The organism is Streptomyces sp. NPDC020489, assembly GCF_044386545.1.
In the GTDB taxonomy this organism is placed as follows: domain Bacteria; phylum Actinomycetota; class Actinomycetes; order Streptomycetales; family Streptomycetaceae; genus Streptomyces.
Genome location: NZ_JBIRUZ010000003.1, coordinates 13849 through 35154, shown reverse-complemented (window position 1 = coordinate 35154; position 21306 = coordinate 13849). Strand labels below are relative to the sequence as shown.

Sequence of the window (21306 nt, the reverse complement as noted above, 5' to 3'; positions counted from 1 at the left end):
GCGTCTGCATGCGGCTGGCCGCCCGGGGGCGCCCTCGGAGCACGGTGAGCGACACCTGCCGTGGCTGTGGGGACCGCACATGTGTGCGTTCCACATAGTGACGGTGAGTTGACCGCTCTGTACCGCCATGGTGTACTCCGCGTCATGACCGACACCTGTGTGCGCCTGTGGCGGAGGGTCCATATGGACCTCGTCCGTTACGCGGGCTGCGTGTGTCGCGAGTCCTGCTGAATTCGCATCCCCTTCTTCCGCGCGCGCCGCCCCGGCGCTGCCGCGCGCTTTCCGCGAACACTCATCAGGACGGTACCCGTGTCTGTCTCCCCCTCCGTGTCCGCCGTTTCCGCGCCCACGCAGGCCGAACTCCTCGATTTCGTACGGCGGACCGCCGCCGACGCCGAACTGATCTCCTCTCTCCCGCTCGACCCCGAAGGCCGCACCTGGGTGCGTCTGGAGGGACCCGGCGGGAGTGAGGCGTGGCTGATCGGCTGGCCGCCCGGCACGGGCACCGGCTGGCACGACCACGCCGAGTCCGTCGGCGCCTTCGTGACGGCCGCCGGCGAACTCAAGGAGAACTCGCTGGCCGCTCGACTCCCGGCGGACGGTTGGAAGACCATCGAACTCACCGAAGGCGTGGACCGCGAGCGGCGGCTCCCGGCCGGCACCGGACGCTCCTTCGGACAGCACCACGTCCACGAGGTGCTCAACGAGTCCACCGAGCGCCACGCCGTCTCTGTGCACGCCTACTACCCGCCGCTGCCTCAGATCCGGCGCTACAGCCGCACCGGGCCGGTCCTGCGCCTGGAGCACGTGGAGCGCCCGGAGGACTGGCAGTGAGCCCCGGATCCTCGCTCGGCATCGACGAGTTGCTGGAACGCGTCCGCGAGAGCTACGAGCGGATCGAGGCGCGGGCGGCGCACGACGCCGCCGCGCGCGGACAGGCGCTGCTGGTGGACATCCGCTACGCCGCCCTGCGTGAGCGGGACGGACTGATTCCCGGCGCCCTCGTCGTCGAGCGCAACGAACTGGAGTGGCGCCTCGACCCGCGCGGCAGCCACCGGGTGCCCGAGGCGACGAGCCACGACCTGCTCGTCGTGGTGATCTGCGACGAGGGTTACGCCTCGACGCTGGCCGCCGAGTCCCTGCACCGGCTGGGACTGCGCCGGGCCACGGACCTGGTGGGCGGGTTCCAGGCGTGGCGGGCCGCAGGGCTGCCGGTGCTGGCGCCGCTGACGTCGTAGAGGCGGGCCCACGGGCTCGGTCGATGCGGGGGCGCGGTGGAGAGGACCGCGTCCGCGTCGCCCTTGGTGACGCGGACCACCGGGGTGGCGATCTCGTCGGTGTCGTCGTCGCAGCGCGGCAGGGCGAACGCGTTGGTCACCGCCAACTCGCCCGTGCTCTCGGCCGGGTTGGCGACGGTGGCCGCGAAGCGTGAGCTCCTCAGCACGGCCGGGCCCTCGTCGTGCGTTTCAGCGCGGCCGGGCCTCGTCGTGCGCCTCAGCACGGCCGGGCCCTCTCGTGCGCTTGCGGACCCGTGCCCTTCAGGATCCGTGCGCTTCAGGACCCGTGCGCTTCAAGGCCCGGGCGCGTCAGAACCCCTCCCCCTCCAGGAACTCCGCGTCCTCGCCCTCCTCTTCGAGCGCCTGCCGGACCACTCTCAGGGCCATGCCCTCGGGGTACCCCTTGCGGGCGAGCATGCCGGCGAGACGGCGTAGTCGCTTGTCGCGGTCGAGGCCGCGCGTGGAGCGCAGCTTGCGGGCGACGAGTTCACGAGCTGTCTCCTCCTCCTGCTCGGAGTCGAGCTGCGAGACGGCCGCGTCGATCAGCGTGGAGTCGACCCCCTTGGTACGCAGTTCCTGGGCCAGGGCCCGCCGGGCCAGACCTCGCCCGTGGTGCCGGGACTCCACCCAGGCGTCGGCGAACGCACCGTCGTTGATCAGCCCGACCTCCTCGAACCGCGACAGCACCTCCTCCGCGGCCTCGTCCGGAATCCCCTTCTTGCTCAGGGCGTCCGCGAGCTGCTTCCGCGTGCGCGGGGTCCCGGTGAGCAGGCGCAGGCAGATGCCCCGCGCCCGCTCCACCGGGTCCCCTGAAGACTCCCCCTGCTCGGCCCTCGACGAGGAGGAGGCGCCTTCGTCCGTACCGGACGGCTCCCCGCCACGTCGCTGCCGACGCCCCCGGGAACCGCCCACGCCACGTGCCGCACGGCCCCCGCCGCGCCCACGGCGGGACCCGCCGCCGGACCCGCCGCCGGACGGGACGGCGGAGCCGGCCGTCGCCGAGTCGTCGTCCAGCCACTCCCCGCCGCCCGGTACCCCGCCGTCCGGCGCGTCGCCGTACGGCCGGTCGCCGCCCTCGTCCTCGCCGTACGCGCGCCCCGTGCCGCCGTACGACGACACGCGGCCGTGTCCCCCGTCCGCGCCGTACCCCCTGCCGTCCCCGTGCGCATCGCCGTCTAGCCCTGAGGTTCCTCCGTCGCCTCCCCCGGCCCGCTCACGCGGGGCGTCCTGGTAGGCGTACTCGGCCCAGTCGGTTCGTCGAGTCACGGGTCAGCTCTTGGCAGCCGCGGCCTTGGTCTTGGCCGCCTTGGCCGCCGGTGCGGGCACCGTCTTCGCGGCGTCGTCCGCAGGGGCGGTGACCGCGGCGGCGTCGGCACCCGGCTCCGCGGTCGGCTCCTGGGGACGTACGCCCACGCCCAGCTTCTCCTTGATCTTCTTCTCGATCTCGTTGGCCAGGTCGGGGTTGTCCTTCAGGAAGTTGCGGGCGTTCTCCTTGCCCTGGCCGAGCTGGTCGCCCTCGTACGTGTACCAGGCGCCGGCCTTGCGGACGAAGCCGTTCTCCACGCCCATGTCGATCAGGCCGCCCTCGCGGCTGATGCCCTGGCCGTAGAGGATGTCGAACTCGGCCTGCTTGAAGGGCGGCGCGACCTTGTTCTTGACGACCTTGACCCGGGTGCGGTTGCCGACCGCGTCCGTGCCGTCCTTCAGGGTCTCGATGCGACGGATGTCCATGCGCACCGAGGCGTAGAACTTCAGCGCCCGGCCACCGGTCGTGGTCTCCGGGGAGCCGAACATCACACCGATCTTCTCGCGGAGCTGGTTGATGAAGATCGCGGTGGTCTTGGACTGGTTGAGCGCGCTGGTGATCTTCCGCAGGGCCTGGCTCATCAGACGGGCCTGCAGACCGACGTGGCTGTCGCCCATCTCGCCCTCGATCTCCGCACGCGGGACGAGCGCGGCGACGGAGTCGATGACGATCAGGTCGAGGGCACCGGAGCGGACCAGCATGTCCACGATCTCCAGGGCCTGCTCGCCGTTGTCCGGCTGGGACAGGATCAGGTTGTCGATGTCGACGCCGAGCTTCTTCGCGTACTCGGGGTCGAGGGCGTGCTCCGCGTCGATGAAGGCGACCTGGCCGCCGGCCTTCTGCGCGTTCGCCACCGCGTGCAGCGTCAGGGTCGTCTTGCCGGAGGACTCCGGTCCGTATACCTCCACCACGCGGCCGCGCGGGATGCCGCCGACGCCGAGCGCGACGTCGAGCGCGGTCGACCCGGTGGGGATGACCTCGATGGGCTCGTTGGGCCGCTCGCCCATGCGCATGACCGCGCCCTTGCCGAACTGCCGTTCAATCTGTGCGAGTGCGGCGTCCAACGCCTTCTCGCGGTCGGTTCCTGCCATGGGTTCCACCCGATTTGCTTGAGTCGATCGCTTCACGTCAAAGACGCTAACGCCTGCCACTGACAATGCGCCCCGACGCCCGTCCGGCCTGTGGATAACTAGGGGACCTGTCCACTCAAACCGTGCCGAAATCCCCGCCAAGAGCCTCGCCGGAGCTTCCATAAGAATGGATGTTCGATTTTCGTGTCAAGCGCACCACGCGGCACTTCCGAGGCAATCCGCAGGGCACCGCCAGAGCCCCTGCCGGCACCCCTCCGCGCCCCCTCAGCACCCGGGGCGCACCACCGCCCGCACCGCCTCACCCTCCGCCCCCCTGACCCGTCGGCCATCGGGATCTGCGAATGTGCCGTCATGCTGCTGACTCCTGAACAGACCCTGTTCGTCCGGGGCGCCACGCCCGCCCTCCTCCTCGCCGAGGCTCCCGTTCACCACGACCTGCCGGTCCTGACCGCACAGGACGGAACCGTGCCCCGGTGCGAGGGATGGAGCCTCGTCCCCAAGCTCACCCTGTGTGTCGTGGACGGCCCCGGCGAGGCAGGCGTCCTCATCCCCTCCCTCGCGGCCCCGGTGATGACCGACGGCGCCCCGGATCCGGACGGCATGACCGACTGGTGCGCGGACGCCGAGCGGGCGGGCGGCGCGGTCGTACTGTCCCTCGCCCAGCTGCCCCGGACACTGGACTGGTCCCACCTGCTGAACTCCGGATCGGCGCGCGGCGGTTTCATACCCGCCCTCACCTGACGCCCTCCCGCGACCGGGGCGCTCCCCGCCCTCTCCTGGGCGCACCGCGTAGCGCGAGCGCCCCTCAGGAGGCCCCTCCCCCGGAGCCACCCCCCGAACCCCTCCCAGGGCCACCCTCCGAACCATCCCCGGCATCACCGCCGGAACCCCCCGCAGCTCTCCCCGAGGAGCCCCCGGCCACATCCCCGGAGCCCTGCTCCCCGGAGTCCCGCTCCCCAGAAGGACGCTCCCCGGAGTCCCGCTCCCCAGAAGGACGCTCCCCGGAATCCCGTTCCCCCGACTCCGGCTGCTCCCCCGCCCCCCGGTGGGCCACCAACCCACGCGCGCGGGTGAGGAACCCCGACTCCCCGCCCAGGCGCCGGTGCCCGAGCACGCGCGGGTCGTCGGTGACGTCGTAGCGCTTCACGTACGCCCCCAGGAACGCCTGCAACGTCGCGACCGCCGGGATGGCGATCAGCGCACCCACGGCCCCGAGGAGGGCCGTACCGGCGATGACGGAGCCGAAGGCGACCGCGGGGTGGACGTCGACCGTCTTCGAGGTCAGCTTGGGCTGGAGCATGTAGTTCTCGAACTGCTGGTAGATCACGACGAAGATCAGCACCCACAGCGCGTACCAGGGATCGACCGTGAAGGCGATCAGCATCGGCAGCGCGCCCGCGAGATACGTGCCGATCGTCGGGATGAACTGCGAGACCAGACCCACCCAGACGGCGAGCACGGGCGCGTTGGGCACGCTCAGCGCTTGCAGCAGGACGTAGTGCGCGACACCGGAGATCAGCGCCATCAGACCGCGCGAGTAGAGATAGCCGCCGGTCTTGTTGACGGCGATCTCCCAGGCCCGCAGCACCTCCGCCTGCTTGGCGGGCGGCAGCACGGAGCACAGTGCGCGCCGCAGCCGGGGGCCGTCGGCGGCGAAGTAGAACGAGAACAGTCCGATCGTCAGCAGTTGGAAGAGCCCGCCGAGGACCTGGGCGGAGACGTCCAGGACACCGGTGGCGCTGTTCTGCACGTAGTTGCGCAGCCAGTCGGAGTTGAGGACGCCCTCCTGGACGTCGACGCGCTTCAGCTCGGTGTGGAAATGCGTGTTGATCCAGTTGATGACGGAGTCGAGATACGCCGGGAAATCCTCGACGATCTTGATGATCTGCCCGGCGAGCATGGTGCCGAGGAGCGTGACGAAGCCCGCGGAGACGATCAGTACGGCGAGGAACACGAGGAAACTGCCGAACCCCCGGCGCACGCCGCGCGAGGCCATCCAGCTCACCGCGGGTTCGATGGCGAGGGCCAGGAAGAACGCGATCAGGATGTTGATCAGCAGCCCGGTCAGCTGATGGAAGGCCCACGTGCCCAGCTGGAAGGCGGCGTAGAGGGCGAGGGTGAGCACCACGGCACGCGGCAGCCAGCGCGGCATGCGGGAGTTGGCCCCGTCGGGATGGTCGGCCGGGGGCCGGGGAGGCGGAGTCGTGCCGAACGGGGAGGCGTGCTGGGGGACCGCGTCGGTCTCGTCGGTGGGTGCCACGGTGCAAGTTTCGCCCACGTGACTGACAATCCGCTCCTCCCCTGCGATCCCCGTGACCGTCAGCGCTGTTCCTGGGGCACGTCCATGACCGTGCACACCACGCGCCACACGTCCTTGGCGTCCCAGCCACCTTGCAGCGCCTCGTGCACCGTGCGCCCGCCGAGCTCCGCCATGACGTGGTCGCGCGCGAAGGTGTCGGCGTAGTCCGGACCGAAGTGATCCGCCATCCGCTGCCAGAAGACCGTCAACCGCATGACACCAGTATCCCGCCCCTGAGAGTGGGCCTCGGTCGGGACCGCTTGTCGAGAACGCTTTCCGTCCTACGGTCTGACGCATGGCCGAAACAGGAGCTTCCCCACTCCCCCCGACGCCCCCGGCGCACTCCCCGCTCTTCCGCGCCGAGCACTTCGTCTGGCTCACCGCGCGCGTGCTGGAGCAGCGCCTCTTCGCCCACCACTTCCTGAACGGCGCCGCCGACCCGGTGGAGACCGCCCTGGACGCGTACCGCAACGAGGACGGCGGTTACGGCCACGCGCTGGAGCCCGACCTGCGCGGCCCGGTCAGCCAGCCGCTGCACGCAGGGCATGCCCTGCGCGTCCTGGACGCCATCGACCGTTGCGGCGGACAGCGCGTGGAACGGGTGTGCCGCTATCTGACCTCCGTCTCCACCACGGACGGCGCCCTGCCGGCCATCCATCCCAGCCAGCGCGGCTATCCGTCGGCCCCGTTCATCCCGATCGTGGACGACCCGCCCAGTGCGCTGCTCGCCACCGGTCCCGTGGTGGGCCTGCTGCACCACAACGAGGTCTGGCACGCGTGGCTGTTCCGCGCCACGGACTTCTGCTGGCACACGGTCGAATCGCTGCGGACCTCCCATCCGTACGAGGTGCAGGCCGCCGTGGCCTTCCTGGACTCCGCTCCCGACCGTTCGCGCGCGGAGGCCGCCGCCGACCGCCTCGGCCGCCTGGTGCGCGAGCAGCGGCTCGCGGCGCTGGACCCGGAGCGCCTGGACACCCACCCGGTGGCACCCGGCTACGCCCCGGGCGAGCACCACTTCCCGCACGACTACGCCAGGACGCCGCACTCACTCGCGCGCGCGTGGTTCACCGACGAGGAGATGGAACGCTCCTTGGACTTCCTCGCGGGCGACCAGCGGGAGGACGGTGGCTGGCCGGTCCGTTGGCGCCAGTGGGCCCCGGGCACGTCCCTGGAGGCCCGCCCCATAGTCACGATCGAGGCGCTGCGCACCTTGAGGGCCTACGGCCGTCCGATCGGCTGAACCGACGCCGGTGACCGGCTGGACGTCTTCGGCGCGTGCCGTTCGCCTCACCGTCCACCTACTCGGCGCTCACCCGTGGCGTGCGCCTCACCGGTCCCCCCGCGTCCCTCACCCCAAGGCCCGCACGCCCGCCGTCACCGCCACGGCCGCCGCGACGACGACCAGGAAGGGGGCGCGCAAGAGCAGCGCGAGGGCGGCCGCCGCCAGCCCCGCGCCCCTGGCGTCCAGCACCAGGGCGCGACCGTCGGCGAAGGCCTGCTGAGCCGTGAGCGCGGCGAGCAGCGCGACCGGGAGCAGCGCGGCGAGCCGCTTGACGAGGGGCCGTTCCAGGGCTCCGGTGGGCACCAGGAGCCCCGCCAGCTTGACGGCGTAGCAACCGAGCGCGGTGAGGCCGATCGCGATCCAGACGTTCACCGCTCCGCCTTCCTGCGCCCCTCGGCCCACAGCACGACGGGCGCCGCGAAGGCGGCCACCAGGACCGGCACCCCGGCCGGCAACACTGGCAGCAGCCCGAGCCCGAACAGTACGGCGAGCCCGGCGACGGCACGCTCGACGGCGCTCTTGAGCATGGGCGCGAGCAGCGCCAGGAACACGGCGGGTCCCGCGGCATCGAGGCCCCACGCCTCCGTGTCGCCGATCGCCTCGGCTCCCAGCGCACCGAGCAGGGTCGTGAGGTTCCACAGCACGTAGAGGCTGAGTCCCGTGACGGTGAACCCGATCCGCGCGCCGCGTCGCGTGCGTTGCGCCAGCGCGACGGCCGCGGTCTCGTCGATGACCCACTGGGCGGCGAAGGGCCGCACCGCGCGCGGGAGAGCCAGCAGCTGGGACAGCCGCAGCCCGTAGAACGCGTTGCGCGCCCCCAGGAAGAACGCCCCGGCGGCCGCGGTGAACGGGTTGCCACCGGCCGCGAGCGCCCCCACGAGCGCGAACTGGGACGCCCCCGTGAACACCAGCAGGCTGAGCGCGCAGGTCTGCGCCAGGGTGAGCCCACTGCCCGCCGAGGTCACCCCGAAGGCGAACCCGGACAGTCCTACGGCGACTCCGACCCCGAGGGCGTCTCGTACGACGGCGGTGTCCGGCCTTTCTCCGTCGTCGGAGCGTGTGTCTGGGACTGCTGTCTGTTCTTCCACGCGCCGCACGCTATGTCGGGTCCTCGCGGGCCGTCTTGTACGTTCTTGCGCTCCCTCTGGTACGCGCCGGGAGGCACCCCGACGATCCGCGTGAAATGCCGGTTCAGATGCGGCTGGTCGGTGAACCCCACGGCAACGGCGGCCTCCGCCGGGGACGTCCCCGCGTCCAGCAGCAGCCGCGCCCGCCGCACCCGCGCGTCGGTCAACCAGGTGTGCGGCGGCATCCCATAGGCGTCCCGAAAGGCCCGCAACAGCGCGAAGGGCCCCACCCCCAGCTCGGCGGCCAGCCTCTCCAGGGACGGCGGCCCGGTCATCCGCTCCTCCAGCGCCTCACGCGCCCGTGCCGCCATCCGCGCCCCGGCCGTCCGCACCTCCCGCCGCACCAGCACCCCGCCGTTGAGCCGCAGCAGCCGAGTGACGGCGACCCTCAGCAGCGTGTCGGCGGCCAGCGCGTTCCCCTCGTCCACGGCACGCAGCACCTGATGCACCAGCCCGGCCGCGTAAGGGTCGTCAAGGACCGGACTCACGAACCCCGGGGTGCCCCGGATGCCGGTGGTCTCCGCGGCTATCCCGGCCACCACCTCCGGCGCCGGGTACACCGCCCCGTACCGCCACCCCTCAGGCACCCCCGCCCGCCCGGTGTGCGGGGTGTCCGGATTGACGAGCGCCAGCGAACCCGCCCCCGCGTACCGATCGGCCCCGCGGTAGTGGAAGACCTCCACACCGTCGGCGATGGCCGCGATCACGAAACTCTCATGGGTGTGCCGCACGAAGTTCTTCCGGATGTACCGGGCCCGCAGCAGATCCACCCCGGGCAGCTCGGCGTACCGCCAATGCCGCGCCCGCTCACCGGATCCCACCATGCCCCCATTGTCCGCCGCCCGGGCGCCACCCCTCACGCCCACCAGGCCGCACCCAGCACACCCCAGCACCCCCCACCGGCCGCCGGCGCCACAACCGCACCAACCAGCCGCCGCCGTCCCAACCGCACCCATCGGCCGCCCCCGTCACAGACGCACCCCCACCCCGGAAACCCCAGGTCAGGGCGATTGTCAGTACCCGGGTGCAGGATGGACCCATGGCCAGCTCCACACACCGAGCCCTCGCAGGCTTCTCCCCCGCGACCCAAGGCTGGTTCGCGGGGGCCTTTGACGCGCCCACCGCGGCCCAGGCAGGTGCCTGGCGGGCCATCGCGGAGGGCTCGGACGTCCTGGTGGTGGCGCCCACCGGTTCCGGCAAGACCCTGGCCGCCTTCCTCGCCGCACTGGACCAGCTGGCCTCCACTCCTCCGCCCGCGGACCCCAGGAAACGCTGCCGAGTCCTGTACGTCTCCCCTCTGAAGGCCCTCGCGGTCGACGTGGAGCGCAACCTGCGCAGTCCTCTCACCGGCATCCGCCAGGAATCCGTACGCCTGGGCCTGCCCGAGCCGGAGATCAAGGTCGGCATCCGCTCCGGCGACACCCCCGCCGCGGAGCGCCGCGCCCTGGCCACCCGCCCCCCGGACATCCTGATCACCACCCCGGAGTCCCTCTTCCTGATGCTGACGTCGGCCACCCGCGACGCGCTGACCGGCATCGACACCGTCATCCTCGACGAGGTGCACGCCGTCGCGGGCACCAAGCGCGGCGCCCACCTGGCCCTCTCCCTGGAGCGCCTGGACGAGCTCCTGCCGAAGCCGGCCCGCCGCATCGGCCTCTCCGCGACCGTGCGCCCGGTCGACGAGATCGCCCGCTACCTCTCGCCGCGCCGCAAGGTGGCGATCGTCCAGCCGAAGTCCGGCAAGGAGTTCGACCTGTCCGTCGTGGTCCCCGTGGAGGACCTGGGCGAACTGGGCGGCTCCCCGGTGGCCGACGGCAAAGAGGGCGCGGAACGCCCGTCGATCTGGCCGCACGTGGAGGAGCGGATCGCCGACCTCGTCCAGTCCCACCGCTCGACGATCGTCTTCGCCAACTCCCGCCGCCTGGCGGAACGCCTGTGCAACCGCCTCAACGAGATCGCCTACGAGCGGGCGACCGGCGAGCCCCTCTCCGAGAACCACACCCCCGCCGAACTCATGGGCGGCTCAGGCGCGGCCCAGGGCGCGCCCCCGGTCATCGCCCGGGCCCACCACGGCTCGGTCTCCAAGGAGCAGCGCGCCCTCGTGGAGGAGGACCTCAAGGCCGGCCGCCTTCCCGCGGTCGTCGCCACCTCCAGCCTCGAACTCGGCATCGACATGGGCGCGGTGGACCTGGTCGTCCAGGTCGAGTCACCCCCTTCGGTGGCGTCCGGCCTTCAACGCGTGGGCCGCGCGGGGCACCAGGTAGGAGCGGTCTCCACCGGCGTGGTCTTCCCGAAGTACCGAGGAGACCTGGTCCAGTCGGCGGTCGTCACGGAGCGCATGCGCACCGGCGAGATCGAGTCCCTCAAGGTCCCCGCGAACCCCCTGGACGTCCTGGCCCAGCAACTGGTCGCCATGACCGCGATGGACACCTGGCAGCTGGACGACCTCCTGGCCATGATCCGCCGGGCCGCCCCCTTCGCGTCCCTGCCCGAATCCGCCTTCACCGCGGTCCTGGACATGCTCGCCGGCCGCTACCCGTCCGACGCCTTCGCGGAACTGCGCCCGCGCGTGGTCTGGGACCGGGTGGCCGGCACGATCACCGCCCGCCCCGGCGCCCAGCGCCTCGCGGTGACCTCCGGGGGCACGATCCCTGACCGCGGCCTCTTCGGCGTCTTCCTGGCCGGCGCGGACCCCAAGAAGGGCGGCGGCCGGGTCGGCGAGCTGGACGAGGAGATGGTCTACGAGTCCCGCGTGGGCGACGTCTTCACCCTCGGCACCAGTTCCTGGCGCATCGAGGACATCACCCGTGACCGCGTCCTGGTCTCCCCCGCCCCAGGCGTCCCGGGCCGGCTCCCGTTCTGGAAGGGCGACCAGCTCGGCCGGCCCCTCGAACTGGGCCGCGCGGTGGGCGCGTTCCTCCGCGAGGTCGGCTCGCTGCCGAAGGACATGGCCCGCCCACGACTCCTCGCGGCGGGCCTGGACACCTGGGCCGCCGACAACCTCCTGGCCTACCTCGGCGAGCAGCGCGAGGCCTGCGGCCACATCCCCGACGACCGCACGATCGTCGTGGAGCGCTTCCGCGACGAACTCGGCGACTGGCGCGTGGTCGTCCACTCCCCCTTCGGCGCCCAGGTGCACGCCCCCTGGGCCCTCGCCCTCGGCGCCAAGCTCTCCGAGCGCTACGGCATGGACGCCCAGGTCATGCACGCCGACGACGGCATCGTCCTGCGGCTGCCCGACGCCGACCTGATGGGCCTGGACCTGCTCGACCAGGAACCGGCGAAGCTCGGTACGGAGTACGACGCGGACCAGGCCCCGGTCGGCGCCGCGGACGTCGTGTTCGACAAGGGCGAGGTCGACCAGATCGTCACCGACCAGGTCGGCGGCTCGGCCCTGTTCGCCTCCCGCTTCCGCGAATGCGCGGCACGCGCGCTCCTGCTCCCCCGCCGCAACCCCGGCAAGCGCACCCCGCTGTGGCAGCAGCGCCAACGGGCCGCACAACTGCTCCAGGTGGCCAGCGAGTTCGGCTCGTTCCCGATCGTCCTGGAGGCGGTCCGCGAGTGCCTCCAGGACGTTTTCGACGTCCCCGGCCTCGTCGAGCTGATGGGCGACCTGGAGTCCCGCAAGGTCCGCCTGGTCGAGGTCACCACCCCCGAGCCGTCCCCGTTCGCCCGCTCGCTCCTCTTCGGCTACGTCGCCCAGTTCCTGTACGAGGGCGACTCACCGCTGGCCGAGCGCCGCGCGGCCGCACTCTCCCTCGACTCCCGCCTGCTGGCCGAGTTGCTCGGTCAGGCGGAGCTGCGCGAACTGCTCGACGCCGAGGTCCTCACCGAGTTGGAGCGGGAACTTCAGTGGCTCACCGAGGACCGTCGGATCAAGGACGTCGAAGGCGTCGCCGACCTCCTCCGCGTCCTCGGCCCCCTCACCGACGCCGAACTGGCCGAGCGGGGCGCGGAGCCGCAGTGGGCACGCGACCTCGCCCGGGCCCGACGCGCGATCAAGGTCCGCATCGCCGGCACGGATCACTGGGCGGCGATCGAGGACGCAGGCCGCCTGCGCGACGCCTTGGGCACGGCGCTGCCGGTCGGTGTCCCGGAAGCCTTCATGGAGCCCGTGAAGGACCCCCTCGGCGACCTCCTCGCGCGGTACGCCCGCACCCACGGCCCGTTCACCTCGGCGACCGCCGCCGCCCGCTTCGGTCTGGGTGCCGCGGTGACCGAGGGCGCCCTCCAGCGCCTCTCGGCGTCAGGCCGTGTGGTCCAGGGCGAGTTCCACCCCGCGGGCATCGGCCAGGAGTGGTGCGACGCCGCCGTGCTGCGCCGACTGCGCCGCCGCTCGCTGGCCGCCCTGCGCCACGAACTGGAGCCGGTCCCCCCGCCCGCCCTCGCCCAGTTCCTGCCCCAGTGGCAGCACATCGGCAAGGGGCACGGGCTGCGCGGCATCGACGGACTGGTGCGTGCCGTGGAGCAGTTGCAGGGCGCCTCCGTCCCGGCCTCCGCCCTGGAGAAGCTGGTCCTGCCGTCCCGCGTCGCCCAGTACACCCCGGCGATGCTCGACGAACTCACCTCCGCCGGCGAGCTGGTGTGGGCCGGGGCCGGCTCCCTGCCCGGCAAGGACGGCTGGGTCTCCCTCTACCTCGCGGACACGGCTCCCCTGCTGCTGCCCCCACCCCACCCCCTGGAGCTGACGGCACTCCACGAGTCCGTCCTGAACGCCCTCTCCGGCGGCTACGGACTCTTCTTCCGCCAGATCGCCGACCAGGTCCGCGCGACGACCCACCCAGAGGTCACCGACCCCCAACTCGCCGACGCGGTCTGGGACCTGGCCTGGTCCGGCCGCCTCACCAACGACACGCTCACCCCCCTGCGCTCCCTGCTGGGCTCGGGCCGCACCGCCGGTTCCACGGCCCACCGCGCCAAGCGCACCATGCCGCGCGGCCGCTACGGCGCCCTGACCGCCGCCGCCCGCACCGCCTCCCGGGGCGGCCCCCCGACGGTCGCCGGCCGCTGGTCCCTCCTCCCCGACCGCGAACCGGACCCCACCCTGCGCGCCCACGCCCTGGCCCGCACCCTCCTCGACCGGCACGGCGTGGTGACCCGGGGCGCGGTGTCCGCGGAGGGCGTCGAGGGCGGCTTCTCGGCGACGTACCGCGTCCTGTCCGCCTTCGAGGAGACCGGCCAGGCCCGCCGCGGCTATGTGGTGGAGGGCCTCGGCGCCGCCCAGTTCGCCATGGACGGCGCGGTCGACCGCCTCCGCGCGGTGGCCAACGCCCGCGAACGGGGCGAGGGCATGCCACACCCGGCCACCCCGGGCGCACGCGACGCATTCGAGGCCCCCGACGGCGCCACCCCCCACGACCCCTTCGGCACCCCCGCTCTCCCCACTGCCCAGGACCCCTTCGCAACGCCCGGCCTCACCGTCCCCGCCGACGACCCCGACTTCGACTGGCTGGACGACATCCCGCCCTCCGCCGGCACCTCCCCCTCCCCCGGCGACTACATCTCCCCCCAAGACTTCCCCGGTTCCGGCCGTGGCCCCGGCACCCCCCGCCGCGGCCCGTACAACCCGGCCCACGCCCCCACCCCCCACCGCTCGCCCACCCGAACCCCCGACTCCCGAGCCGTCGTCCTCGCCGCCGCCGACCCGGCGAACGCGTACGGCGCGGCCCTGCCCTGGCCCGAGCCCCCGACCGGCGCCAGCCACAAGGCGGGCCGCAAGGCGGGCTCCCTGGTCGTGCTGGTCGACGGCGAGCTGGCGCTCTACATGGAGCGCGGCGGCAAGACCCTGCTGGCCTGGGCCGAGGACCCGGAGGGCAAGCCCGCCGACGATCCCCGCCTCCAGGCGGCGGCCGACGCCCTCGCTGCGGCGGCCCGAGCGGGCTCGCTCGGCACGGTCACCGTGGAGCGCGTCAACGGCGTCCCGGCCCTCACCTCCCCCATCGGCACCCTCCTGGAGGGAGCGGGCTTCATCGCCACCCCACGCGGCCTGCGCCTACGTGCATGACCAGACCTCCACGCCGCACGCAACCACCCCACCAGGGGCACGCCTCACGCCCCTAGCGCCCCCGCCCCGCCAAGGGCACGCCTCGCGCCCCCCCGCCGCACGCGACCCACCAAAGACACGCCTCACACCCCCGCCCCGCACGCGACCACCCCAGAGGCACGCCTCACGCCCCCCGCCCCGCAGGCGACGCCCCCACCTGACGCCCCCTGCACCGCACGCACCGCACGCACCGCACGCGACCACCCCACCAAAGGCACGCCTTACACCCCGCGCCCCCACCCCGCACGGGACCACCCACCAGAGGCACCGCCTCGCACCCCCGCCCCGCACACCACCACCCCACCCAACGCCCCCTCACGCCCCCTCCCTCCCCCACCCGCCCGCAACCCCCACCCCATGCCACCCTTGACCCATGCCCGAAGGAGACACCGTCTGGCAAGCCGCGAACCGTCTGCACACCGCCCTCGCCGGCAAGATCCTCACCCGTAGCGACCTGCGCGTCCCCAAGTTCGCCACCGCCGACCTGACGGGCCGCGCCGTCCTGGACGTCACCCCGCGCGGCAAGCACCTGCTCACCCGCGTCGAGGGCGGCCTGACCCTCCACTCGCACCTCAAGATGGACGGCTCCTGGCGCGTGTACGGCAACGACCAGCGCTGGACCGGCGGCCCCACCCACCAGATCCGCGCGATCCTCGGCACCGCCGACCGCACGGCCGTCGGCTACCGCCTGCCGATCCTGGAGCTCCTGCGGACCACCGACGAGGACCGCGTCGTGGGCCACCTCGGCCCCGACCTCCTGGGCCCCGACTGGGACCCCGACCGCGCCCTCGCCAACCTCCTCCAGGACCCCGACCGCGCCCTCGGCGAGGCCCTCCTCGACCAGCGCAACCTCGCCGGCATCGGCAATGTCTACAAGAGCGAGATCTGCTTCCTGCTCGGCGTCACCCCGTGGCTCCCCGCCGGGGCCCTGCCCGAGGACCGCGCCGCGAAGCTGCCCGTCCTCGCCAAGAAGCTCCTCGAGGCCAACCGGGACCGCCCGGTCCGCATGACCACGGGCCGCCGCGGCCAGGACCTCTTCGTCTACGGCCGCGCCCGCCGCCCGTGTCTGCGCTGCGGCACCCCCGTCCGCCTCGCCAACCAGGGCGACGGCTCCCGCGAACGCCCCACCTACTGGTGCCCCACCTGCCAGACCGGCCCCACCCCGGCCGCCCCCCGGGGCCCGGGCCCGGCCCGAACCCCCGGAACCCCACCCCGTACGACTAATTGACGACCCGTCAGAAAGACTCGTACCGTCCCCCTCATGACCGTCAGCGCGTACGACCTGACCGGACGCACCGCATTCGTCACCGGGGCCGCCGGCGGGATCGGCCGGGCCTCGGCGGTCCTGCTCGCCGAGGCCGGTGCCACCGTGCACTGCGCGGACCGGGACCCCGAGGGCCTGCACGAGACGGCGACGCTCATCAAGGACGCGGGCGGCGCCGCCCGCACCCACCACCTCGACGTCACCGACCGCGAGCAGCTCCGTCGGGCCGTCGCCTCCTGCGGGCGCCTCGACGTGCTGGCGGCCATCGCCGGGATCATGCACAGCAGCCCGGTCCTGGAGACACGGGAGGAAGACCTCGACCGTGTCCTGAACGTCAACTTCAAAGGGGTCCTGTACGCCTGCCAGGAGGCGGCCCGCCGGATGCTCGAGCACCGGACCAGGGGCAGCATCGTCACCATGGCCTCCGGCGCCGTGGACACCGGCGGCCCCGGCCTGCTCTGCTACGGCGCGGCCAAGGCGGCCGTCGTCCAGCTGACGAAGACCCTGGCGACCGAGGTCGGCCGGCACGGCATCCGCGTCAACGCGATCGCGCCGGGCTGGATCCGCACGCCCATGACCGACCGCCACGGCGAGGCCCAGGAGCGCACCGAGGCGATGATGGCCCGGATGTCACCGCTGGGCCGGGTCGGTGAGGCGGAGGACGTCGCCCACGCGGTGCTGTATCTGGCGTCCGACGCCTCGTCCTTCACGACGGGCCAGATCCTGCGTCCGAACGGTGGGGTGGCGATGCCGTGGTGACCCGCCAGGCCGCCCGCCACCGTCCCGCGGCGAGCGCCCCGGCCGCCCGTCCCCTGGGCACGCAGTGCACCGGCAGCAGGCTCAGCCCCCAGCCACCGGCCGCGACAGCGCCTTCCAGCACCCCCGCTCCGGGAGCCAGCGCCAGCCGCAGCACCGCCCACCACCACAGCGCCCCCAGCCCGAGCACCACCCCCCAGCGCACTATCGGTCGCGCCATGAACCGACCTCCAGCCCGAGGAACCGATGAGCCGCCGCGGCAGTGAGCCGACAGCCCCGACCCAGGCCACCTCGAACGCCCAGGTCGCGGGCGCACCGGCAGCGCAGGGAGTCACCGCCCGCACATCCACCACCGGCGGCCCGGGCCATGTCACTCCACGATGCACGAAAGCCCCGACCAACGCCTCCCCGGATGATCCGGAGAAACCCGGTCAGGGCCTCCCGCACTTCTCAGCGCGTCGTCAGCTCATGGTCGAGCGCGTCTCGAGCGCAAACGCCGTGACGCTCACGCGGCGACGACATCCACCGCTTCGGCGGGCGCCTTGATGGTCACCCGTTCCGGTGGCACACCGGCCACCGAGACGGAACCCAGCATCGGACGTACCGGCGTGGGCACAGGCTCGTTCGGGGTGGCCGCAGCGGACTGGGCCAGCTCGGCGAGAGCGAGCTCGTCGCTCACTTCCCGCATCAGTTCGGACATCCGTACGTCCAGCGCGTCGCAGATGGCGGAGAGCAGCTCGGAGGAAGCCTCCTTCTGCCCCCGCTCCACCTCGGAGAGATAGCCGAGCGAGACTCGGGCGGACGAGGAGACTTCGCGCAGAGTACGGCCCTGGCGTTGGCGCTGCCGACGCAGCACGTCACCCAGCAGGCGACGGAGCAGAATCATCGGTGGCTCCCTCCTCGGACCGCGTAGCCGCATCCATTACGCCCCACCGTACCGCCTTGCGCCGCGGCCGTGCGGGGAGCGATGTCGTGTTCACTCAGGGCTGCAAACATCAAAACCCCCCGTTCCGTTCCGTATCCTGTGCCCGCTCATTCCCGGTCTGTTCGCCCGCAAGCTCCTGAAGGAGCAGTGCGAGTACGCTCCGTACACTCTCCATACGAATTTCCGCCCGGTCGCCGTTCAACCGCAGCGACAGCACTTTCTCGCCATCGGGCAGCTGCGAGGGCGGCCCGGAGATGGCCACATAGACCGTCCCGACGGGCTTGCCGTCCTGTTCCACCGGACCGGCGACACCCGTGGTCGCGATGCCCCAGGCCGCACCGAGCGCCTTGCGCACTCCGGCCGCCATCTGGGCCGCGACCTGCGGATCCACCGCTCCCCGCTCCGCCAGCAGGGTGGCGTCCACCCCGAGCAGCTGCTGCTTGAGCTCGGTGGCGTAGGCGGTCACGGAGCCCCGGAAGGCCTTGGACGCCCCGGGGGCCGCTGTGATTTCCGCCGCAACCAACCCACCGGTGAGCGACTCGGCGACGGCGAGCGTCTCCGCCCTCACCGTGAGTAGTCGCACCACTTCAGTGGCCGGGGAATTCACGCTTCCGTCTCCTCCAACGCCGCCGCGCGCGCGGCGATTCCCTGCCGGCGCAGCACAATGGCCTGTCTTACATAGTCGAGGCCGGTCACCACGGTCAGCACGACCGCCACGGCCATCACCCAGAACCGCGCGGTGGCCAGCCATCCCGTCAGCGCCAGGACGTACATCCCGACGGCGATGCCCTGGATGAGGGTCTTCAGCTTGCCGCCGCGGCTCGCCGGGATGACGCCGTACCGGATGACGATGAAACGCAGGAGTGTGATCCCGAGTTCCCGGCCCAGGATGACACCGGTCACCCACCACGGCAGGTCGCCCAGCGCGGACAGACAGATGAGCGCCGCCCCCATGATCGCCTTGTCGGCGATGGGGTCGGCGATCTTCCCGAAGTCGGTGACGAGGTTGTACGTGCGGGCCAGGTGACCGTCGAACAGGTCGGTGATCATGGCGACGGCGAAGGCCGCCCAGGCGAACGAGCGCCATGCGGGGTCGTACCCGCCGTCGGCCAGCATCAGCGCGACGAAGCCCGGCACCAGCAGCAGCCGCAGCATCGTCAGGATGTTCGCAACGTTCCAGAGGCTGGCCTGGTCGACGGCCGCCGCGGCGATCTTGCCGCTCCGCACGGACTTGGCGCCGGCGTCGGTGCCAGCCGCACCCGCCGTGCCAGCCGCACCCGCCGTGCCGGCCGCACCCGCCGGAGAGGGGCTGCCCGCGGCGGGTGCCGGTGCTCCGGTCATCTGCGCGCCTCCTCACTACCTGCGTGCGAGCCCGTCACCGGCTCGGCGACCAGGTCGACCCCCTCGGTGCCGACCACCTTCGCTTCGACCATACGACCGACGCTCAGTCCTTCGCCGCTCGTGAGCAGCACCTGGCCGTCCGTCTCCGGCGCCTGGTGCTCACCGCGCCCGTACACGCCCTCCTCGTCCACGGACTCCACCAGCACGTGCACGGTCTCGCCCACGCGCTCCTCGGCCCGCTGCGAGACGAGTTCCTCGGCCAGCCGGGAGACGCGCGCGAGGCGCTCGGCGACGACGTCCTCGTCGAGCTTGTTGTCGTACGTGGCCGCCTCCGTGCCCTCCTCGTCGGAGTAGCCGAAGACGCCGATGGCGTCCAGGCGCGCGCCGTTCAGGAACCGCTCCAGCTCCGCCAGGTCGTCCGCGGTCTCGCCGGGGAAGCCCACGATGAAGTTGGAGCGCACTCCGGCCTGCGGGGCCTTGCTCCGGATGGTGTCGAGCAGTTCCAGGAAGCGGTCGGTGTCGCCGAAGCGCCGCATCGCGCGCAGCACGCCGGGGGCGGAGTGCTGGAAGGACAGGTCGAAGTAGGGCGCGACCTTGGGCGTGGAGGTCAGCACGTCGATCAGCCCGGGCCGCATCTCGGCCGGCTGGAGGTAGCTGACCCGCACCCGCTCCAGGCCGTCGATGTCGGCGAGCTCGGGCAGCAGGGACTCCAGCAGCCGGATGTCGCCCAGGTCCTTGCCGTAGGAGGTGTTGTTCTCGGAGACCAGCATGATCTCCTTGACGCCCTGCTCGGCCAGCCAGCGAGCCTCGTTCAGCACGTCGCTCGGGCGCCGCGAGATGAAGGAGCCGCGGAAGGACGGGATGGCGCAGAAGGTGCAGCGCCGGTCGCAGCCGGAGGCGAGCTTCACCGAGGCCACCGGGGCACCGTCCAGACGGCGGCGCAGGGGCGCGCGGGGACCGGAGACCGGGGCCACGCCCTCCGGGAGGTCGGCGGGCGCGCCGTGGCCCGGCAGGGCCACGTCGGAGGCCGACTGCCGCTCGGCGGGGCTGATCGGCAGCAGCTTGCGCCGGTCGCGCGGGGTGTGGGCGGCGTGGACGCCACCGCTCAGGATGGTCTGGAGCCGGTCGGAGATGTCGGCGTAGTCGTCGAAGCCGAGCACGCCGTCGGCCTCGGGGAGGGCCTCGGCGAGGTCCTTGCCGTACCGCTCGGCCATGCAGCCCACCGCGACGACGGCCTGGGTTCTGCCGTGCCCCTTGAGATCGTTGGCCTCCAGGAGGGCGTCGACGGAGTCCTTCTTGGCGGCGTCGACGAAGCCGCACGTGTTGACGACGGCGACGTCCGCGTCCGCGGCGTCCTCCACGAGGTCCCAGCCGTCCGCCTCCAAGCGGCCTGCGAGCTCCTCCGAGTCCACCTCGTTACGGGCGCAGCCAAGAGTGACGAGTGCGACGGTACGGCGTTCAGGCATGGACTCAAGACTACTTCGTTCCACCGACAGCCCACGTCGACGGGGTTGGCGATCTTGCTCCGCCAACCCCGACCCCGCCTACAGCACCGCCTGTCCGGCCCTAACCGACCGTCGGGTCGCCCTTGGTGTACGTCAGCCGCTCCACCGCGCCCGGCTGCCAGTCGTCCTCGATCTTCTTGCCGTTGACGTACAGCTGGATCGCCCCGGCGTCACCGAGGACGAGGTTGATCTTCTCGCTGTCCTGGAAGGTCTGGGAGTCGCCCTGCTGGAGCAGACCGTCGAACAGGATCCGGCCGTTGTGGTCCTTGGCGGAGATCCAGCTCTTGCCGTCGGGGGCGCTGACCTGGACGGTCACCTTGTCCTGGGGCGCGGCCGCGATGGCGCTGTCGGACGGGGCCGGCTTGGCCGACTCGGGCTTCTCGCTCTTGGGCTTGGGTGAGGAGGTCGTGCTGGTCGACGGCGTGGCGTCCTCGGCGACCTGTGCCGCGCCGCCCTCGTCGCCGCCCTTGAACGCGGTGAACCCGACGAACCCGACCACGGCGACGATCGCGGCGACCATGGCCGCGGTCCAGTTGGGCCCGCGGCGCTCGGGGCGGATGCGCTCCGCCTCGAACAGCGGGGCCGCGGGGGTGGGCGCCGGACGGCCCCCGCCGTGGTCCGCGGCGTACTGGTCCAGGAGCGGGGCCGGATCGAGGTGGACGGCCTTGGCCAGGGTCCGGATGTGCCCGCGCGCGTAGACGTCCCCGCCGCAGGGGCCGAAGTCGTCGGCCTCGATGGCGTGCACGATGGCGATGCGGACCCGGGTGGCGTTGCTGACGTCATCGACGGTCAGCCCGGCCGCGATCCGTGCCTGCTGAAGGGCACGGCCGACGGAGATACGGGCTTCCTCGCGGTCGTCTTCGAACGGACGCTCGTCTTCAGGGGAGTTGCCGATGGACACGGGGGCGCCTTTCGAGCGTTTAAGCCACCTGTGCTGGAGGTTCAGTCTAGGGGGGGTACGAAAGGGTGGGGCAACCGGGCGGTGGGACTTTGTACGCCATCGGTATGGCCGGACACGCCGATGGTGGAGCAAAAGGTTTCCGCTTCCCTCAACTTGACGTACGCCGAAGGGAAACGGTTGCTCAATGAT

21 protein-coding genes are annotated in these 21306 nt (G+C 72.4%); 8 read left to right on the top strand and 13 right to left on the bottom strand.

The window, feature by feature from the left end:
- Nucleotides 1-144: 144 nt before the first annotated feature.
- The 3 genes from ACH41F_RS07345 (at nucleotide 145) to ACH41F_RS07335 (ending at nucleotide 1238) form a co-directional block, all read left to right on the top strand.
- A complete protein-coding gene (locus tag ACH41F_RS07345) occupies nucleotides 145-231 on the top strand; it encodes a putative leader peptide (protein ID WP_391243914.1) in 87 nt (28 codons plus the stop codon).
- A 78-nt stretch (nucleotides 232-309) separates the two neighbouring features.
- A complete protein-coding gene (locus ACH41F_RS07340; protein WP_391243842.1) occupies nucleotides 310-834 on the top strand; it encodes a cysteine dioxygenase in 525 nt (174 codons plus the stop codon).
- The gene (locus ACH41F_RS07335; protein WP_391243845.1) at nucleotides 831-1238 is read left to right on the top strand and encodes a rhodanese-like domain-containing protein; all 408 of its coding nucleotides are present in this window, start codon (nucleotides 831-833) and stop codon (nucleotides 1236-1238) included. The genes ACH41F_RS07340 and ACH41F_RS07335 overlap by 4 nt, the downstream gene beginning before the upstream one ends.
- Nucleotides 1239-1586: 348 nt before the next feature.
- On the opposite strand, the gene recX is transcribed toward ACH41F_RS07335, so the two are convergent.
- Nucleotides 1587-2543: a recombination regulator RecX gene (recX, locus tag ACH41F_RS07330; RefSeq protein ID WP_391243848.1), complete on the bottom strand. Its 957-nt coding sequence runs from the start codon at nucleotides 2541-2543 to the stop codon at nucleotides 1587-1589.
- A gap of 3 nt (nucleotides 2544-2546) precedes the next feature.
- Nucleotides 2547-3674, bottom strand: coding sequence for a recombinase RecA (recA, locus tag ACH41F_RS07325; protein ID WP_391243851.1), 1128 nt, complete (start codon nucleotides 3672-3674; stop codon nucleotides 2547-2549).
- 351 nt (nucleotides 3675-4025) lie between these two features.
- Here recA and ACH41F_RS07320 point away from each other — a divergent pair, with 351 nt between their 5' ends.
- A complete protein-coding gene (locus ACH41F_RS07320) occupies nucleotides 4026-4415 on the top strand; it encodes a hypothetical protein (protein ID WP_391243854.1) in 390 nt (129 codons plus the stop codon).
- Nucleotides 4416-4479: 64 nt separating this feature from the next.
- Here ACH41F_RS07320 and ACH41F_RS07315 read toward each other — a convergent pair whose 3' ends face one another.
- Both ACH41F_RS07315 and ACH41F_RS07310 read right to left on the bottom strand, forming a co-directional pair.
- Nucleotides 4480-5826: an AI-2E family transporter gene (locus tag ACH41F_RS07315; protein WP_391243917.1), complete on the bottom strand. Its 1347-nt coding sequence runs from the start codon at nucleotides 5824-5826 to the stop codon at nucleotides 4480-4482.
- A 167-nt stretch (nucleotides 5827-5993) separates the two neighbouring features.
- The gene (locus ACH41F_RS07310; protein ID WP_391243857.1) at nucleotides 5994-6188 is read right to left on the bottom strand and encodes a DUF3046 domain-containing protein; all 195 of its coding nucleotides are present in this window, start codon (nucleotides 6186-6188) and stop codon (nucleotides 5994-5996) included.
- Nucleotides 6189-6268: 80 nt separating this feature from the next.
- On the opposite strand from ACH41F_RS07310, the gene ACH41F_RS07305 reads away from it, so the two are divergent.
- Complete coding sequence (locus ACH41F_RS07305; RefSeq protein WP_398833702.1) at nucleotides 6269-7213, top strand: hypothetical protein; 945 nt, start codon at nucleotides 6269-6271, stop codon at nucleotides 7211-7213.
- A gap of 108 nt (nucleotides 7214-7321) precedes the next feature.
- Here ACH41F_RS07305 and ACH41F_RS07300 read toward each other — a convergent pair whose 3' ends face one another.
- From ACH41F_RS07300 to ACH41F_RS07290, 3 genes are read right to left on the bottom strand one after another with little or no spacing between them, the layout of a single operon-like run.
- Nucleotides 7322-7627 (bottom strand): AzlD domain-containing protein, encoded by a 306-nt coding sequence (locus ACH41F_RS07300; protein WP_391243863.1) that lies wholly within the window; start codon nucleotides 7625-7627, stop codon nucleotides 7322-7324.
- A complete protein-coding gene (locus ACH41F_RS07295; protein WP_398833700.1) occupies nucleotides 7624-8343 on the bottom strand; it encodes an AzlC family ABC transporter permease in 720 nt (239 codons plus the stop codon). The genes ACH41F_RS07300 and ACH41F_RS07295 overlap by 4 nt, the downstream gene beginning before the upstream one ends.
- Nucleotides 8244-9206: an AraC family transcriptional regulator gene (locus ACH41F_RS07290; RefSeq protein ID WP_398833698.1), complete on the bottom strand. Its 963-nt coding sequence runs from the start codon at nucleotides 9204-9206 to the stop codon at nucleotides 8244-8246. The genes ACH41F_RS07295 and ACH41F_RS07290 overlap by 100 nt, the downstream gene beginning before the upstream one ends.
- A gap of 215 nt (nucleotides 9207-9421) precedes the next feature.
- On the opposite strand from ACH41F_RS07290, the gene ACH41F_RS07285 reads away from it, so the two are divergent.
- The 3 genes from ACH41F_RS07285 (at nucleotide 9422) to ACH41F_RS07275 (ending at nucleotide 16448) form a co-directional block, all read left to right on the top strand.
- A complete protein-coding gene (locus ACH41F_RS07285) occupies nucleotides 9422-14386 on the top strand; it encodes an ATP-dependent helicase (protein WP_398833696.1) in 4965 nt (1654 codons plus the stop codon).
- Nucleotides 14387-14798: 412 nt separating this feature from the next.
- A complete protein-coding gene (locus ACH41F_RS07280) occupies nucleotides 14799-15653 on the top strand; it encodes an Fpg/Nei family DNA glycosylase (protein ID WP_398833694.1) in 855 nt (284 codons plus the stop codon).
- A 33-nt stretch (nucleotides 15654-15686) separates the two neighbouring features.
- The gene (locus ACH41F_RS07275) at nucleotides 15687-16448 is read left to right on the top strand and encodes an SDR family NAD(P)-dependent oxidoreductase (RefSeq protein ID WP_398833692.1); all 762 of its coding nucleotides are present in this window, start codon (nucleotides 15687-15689) and stop codon (nucleotides 16446-16448) included.
- On the opposite strand, the gene ACH41F_RS07270 is transcribed toward ACH41F_RS07275, so the two are convergent.
- From ACH41F_RS07270 to ACH41F_RS07245, 6 genes are all read right to left on the bottom strand, one after another.
- Nucleotides 16396-16665, bottom strand: coding sequence for a hypothetical protein (locus ACH41F_RS07270; RefSeq protein WP_391243882.1), 270 nt, complete (start codon nucleotides 16663-16665; stop codon nucleotides 16396-16398). The genes ACH41F_RS07275 and ACH41F_RS07270 overlap by 53 nt on opposite strands.
- Nucleotides 16666-16950: 285 nt before the next feature.
- Complete coding sequence (locus tag ACH41F_RS07265; RefSeq protein ID WP_391243885.1) at nucleotides 16951-17331, bottom strand: helix-turn-helix domain-containing protein; 381 nt, start codon at nucleotides 17329-17331, stop codon at nucleotides 16951-16953.
- Between the two features lie 109 nt (nucleotides 17332-17440).
- The gene (locus tag ACH41F_RS07260) at nucleotides 17441-17977 is read right to left on the bottom strand and encodes a CinA family protein (RefSeq protein WP_398833689.1); all 537 of its coding nucleotides are present in this window, start codon (nucleotides 17975-17977) and stop codon (nucleotides 17441-17443) included.
- Nucleotides 17974-18711, bottom strand: coding sequence for a CDP-diacylglycerol--glycerol-3-phosphate 3-phosphatidyltransferase (pgsA, locus tag ACH41F_RS07255; RefSeq protein ID WP_398833687.1), 738 nt, complete (start codon nucleotides 18709-18711; stop codon nucleotides 17974-17976). The genes ACH41F_RS07260 and pgsA overlap by 4 nt, the downstream gene beginning before the upstream one ends.
- Nucleotides 18708-20177: a 30S ribosomal protein S12 methylthiotransferase RimO gene (gene rimO / locus ACH41F_RS07250; RefSeq protein ID WP_391243895.1), complete on the bottom strand. Its 1470-nt coding sequence runs from the start codon at nucleotides 20175-20177 to the stop codon at nucleotides 18708-18710. Before rimO ends, pgsA begins: the two co-directional genes overlap by 4 nt.
- A gap of 100 nt (nucleotides 20178-20277) precedes the next feature.
- Nucleotides 20278-21117 carry a RodZ domain-containing protein gene (locus tag ACH41F_RS07245; RefSeq protein WP_391243899.1) on the bottom strand — a complete coding sequence of 280 codons (840 nt, stop codon included), beginning with the start codon at nucleotides 21115-21117 and terminating at the stop codon, nucleotides 20278-20280.
- Nucleotides 21118-21306 lie beyond the last annotated feature (189 nt).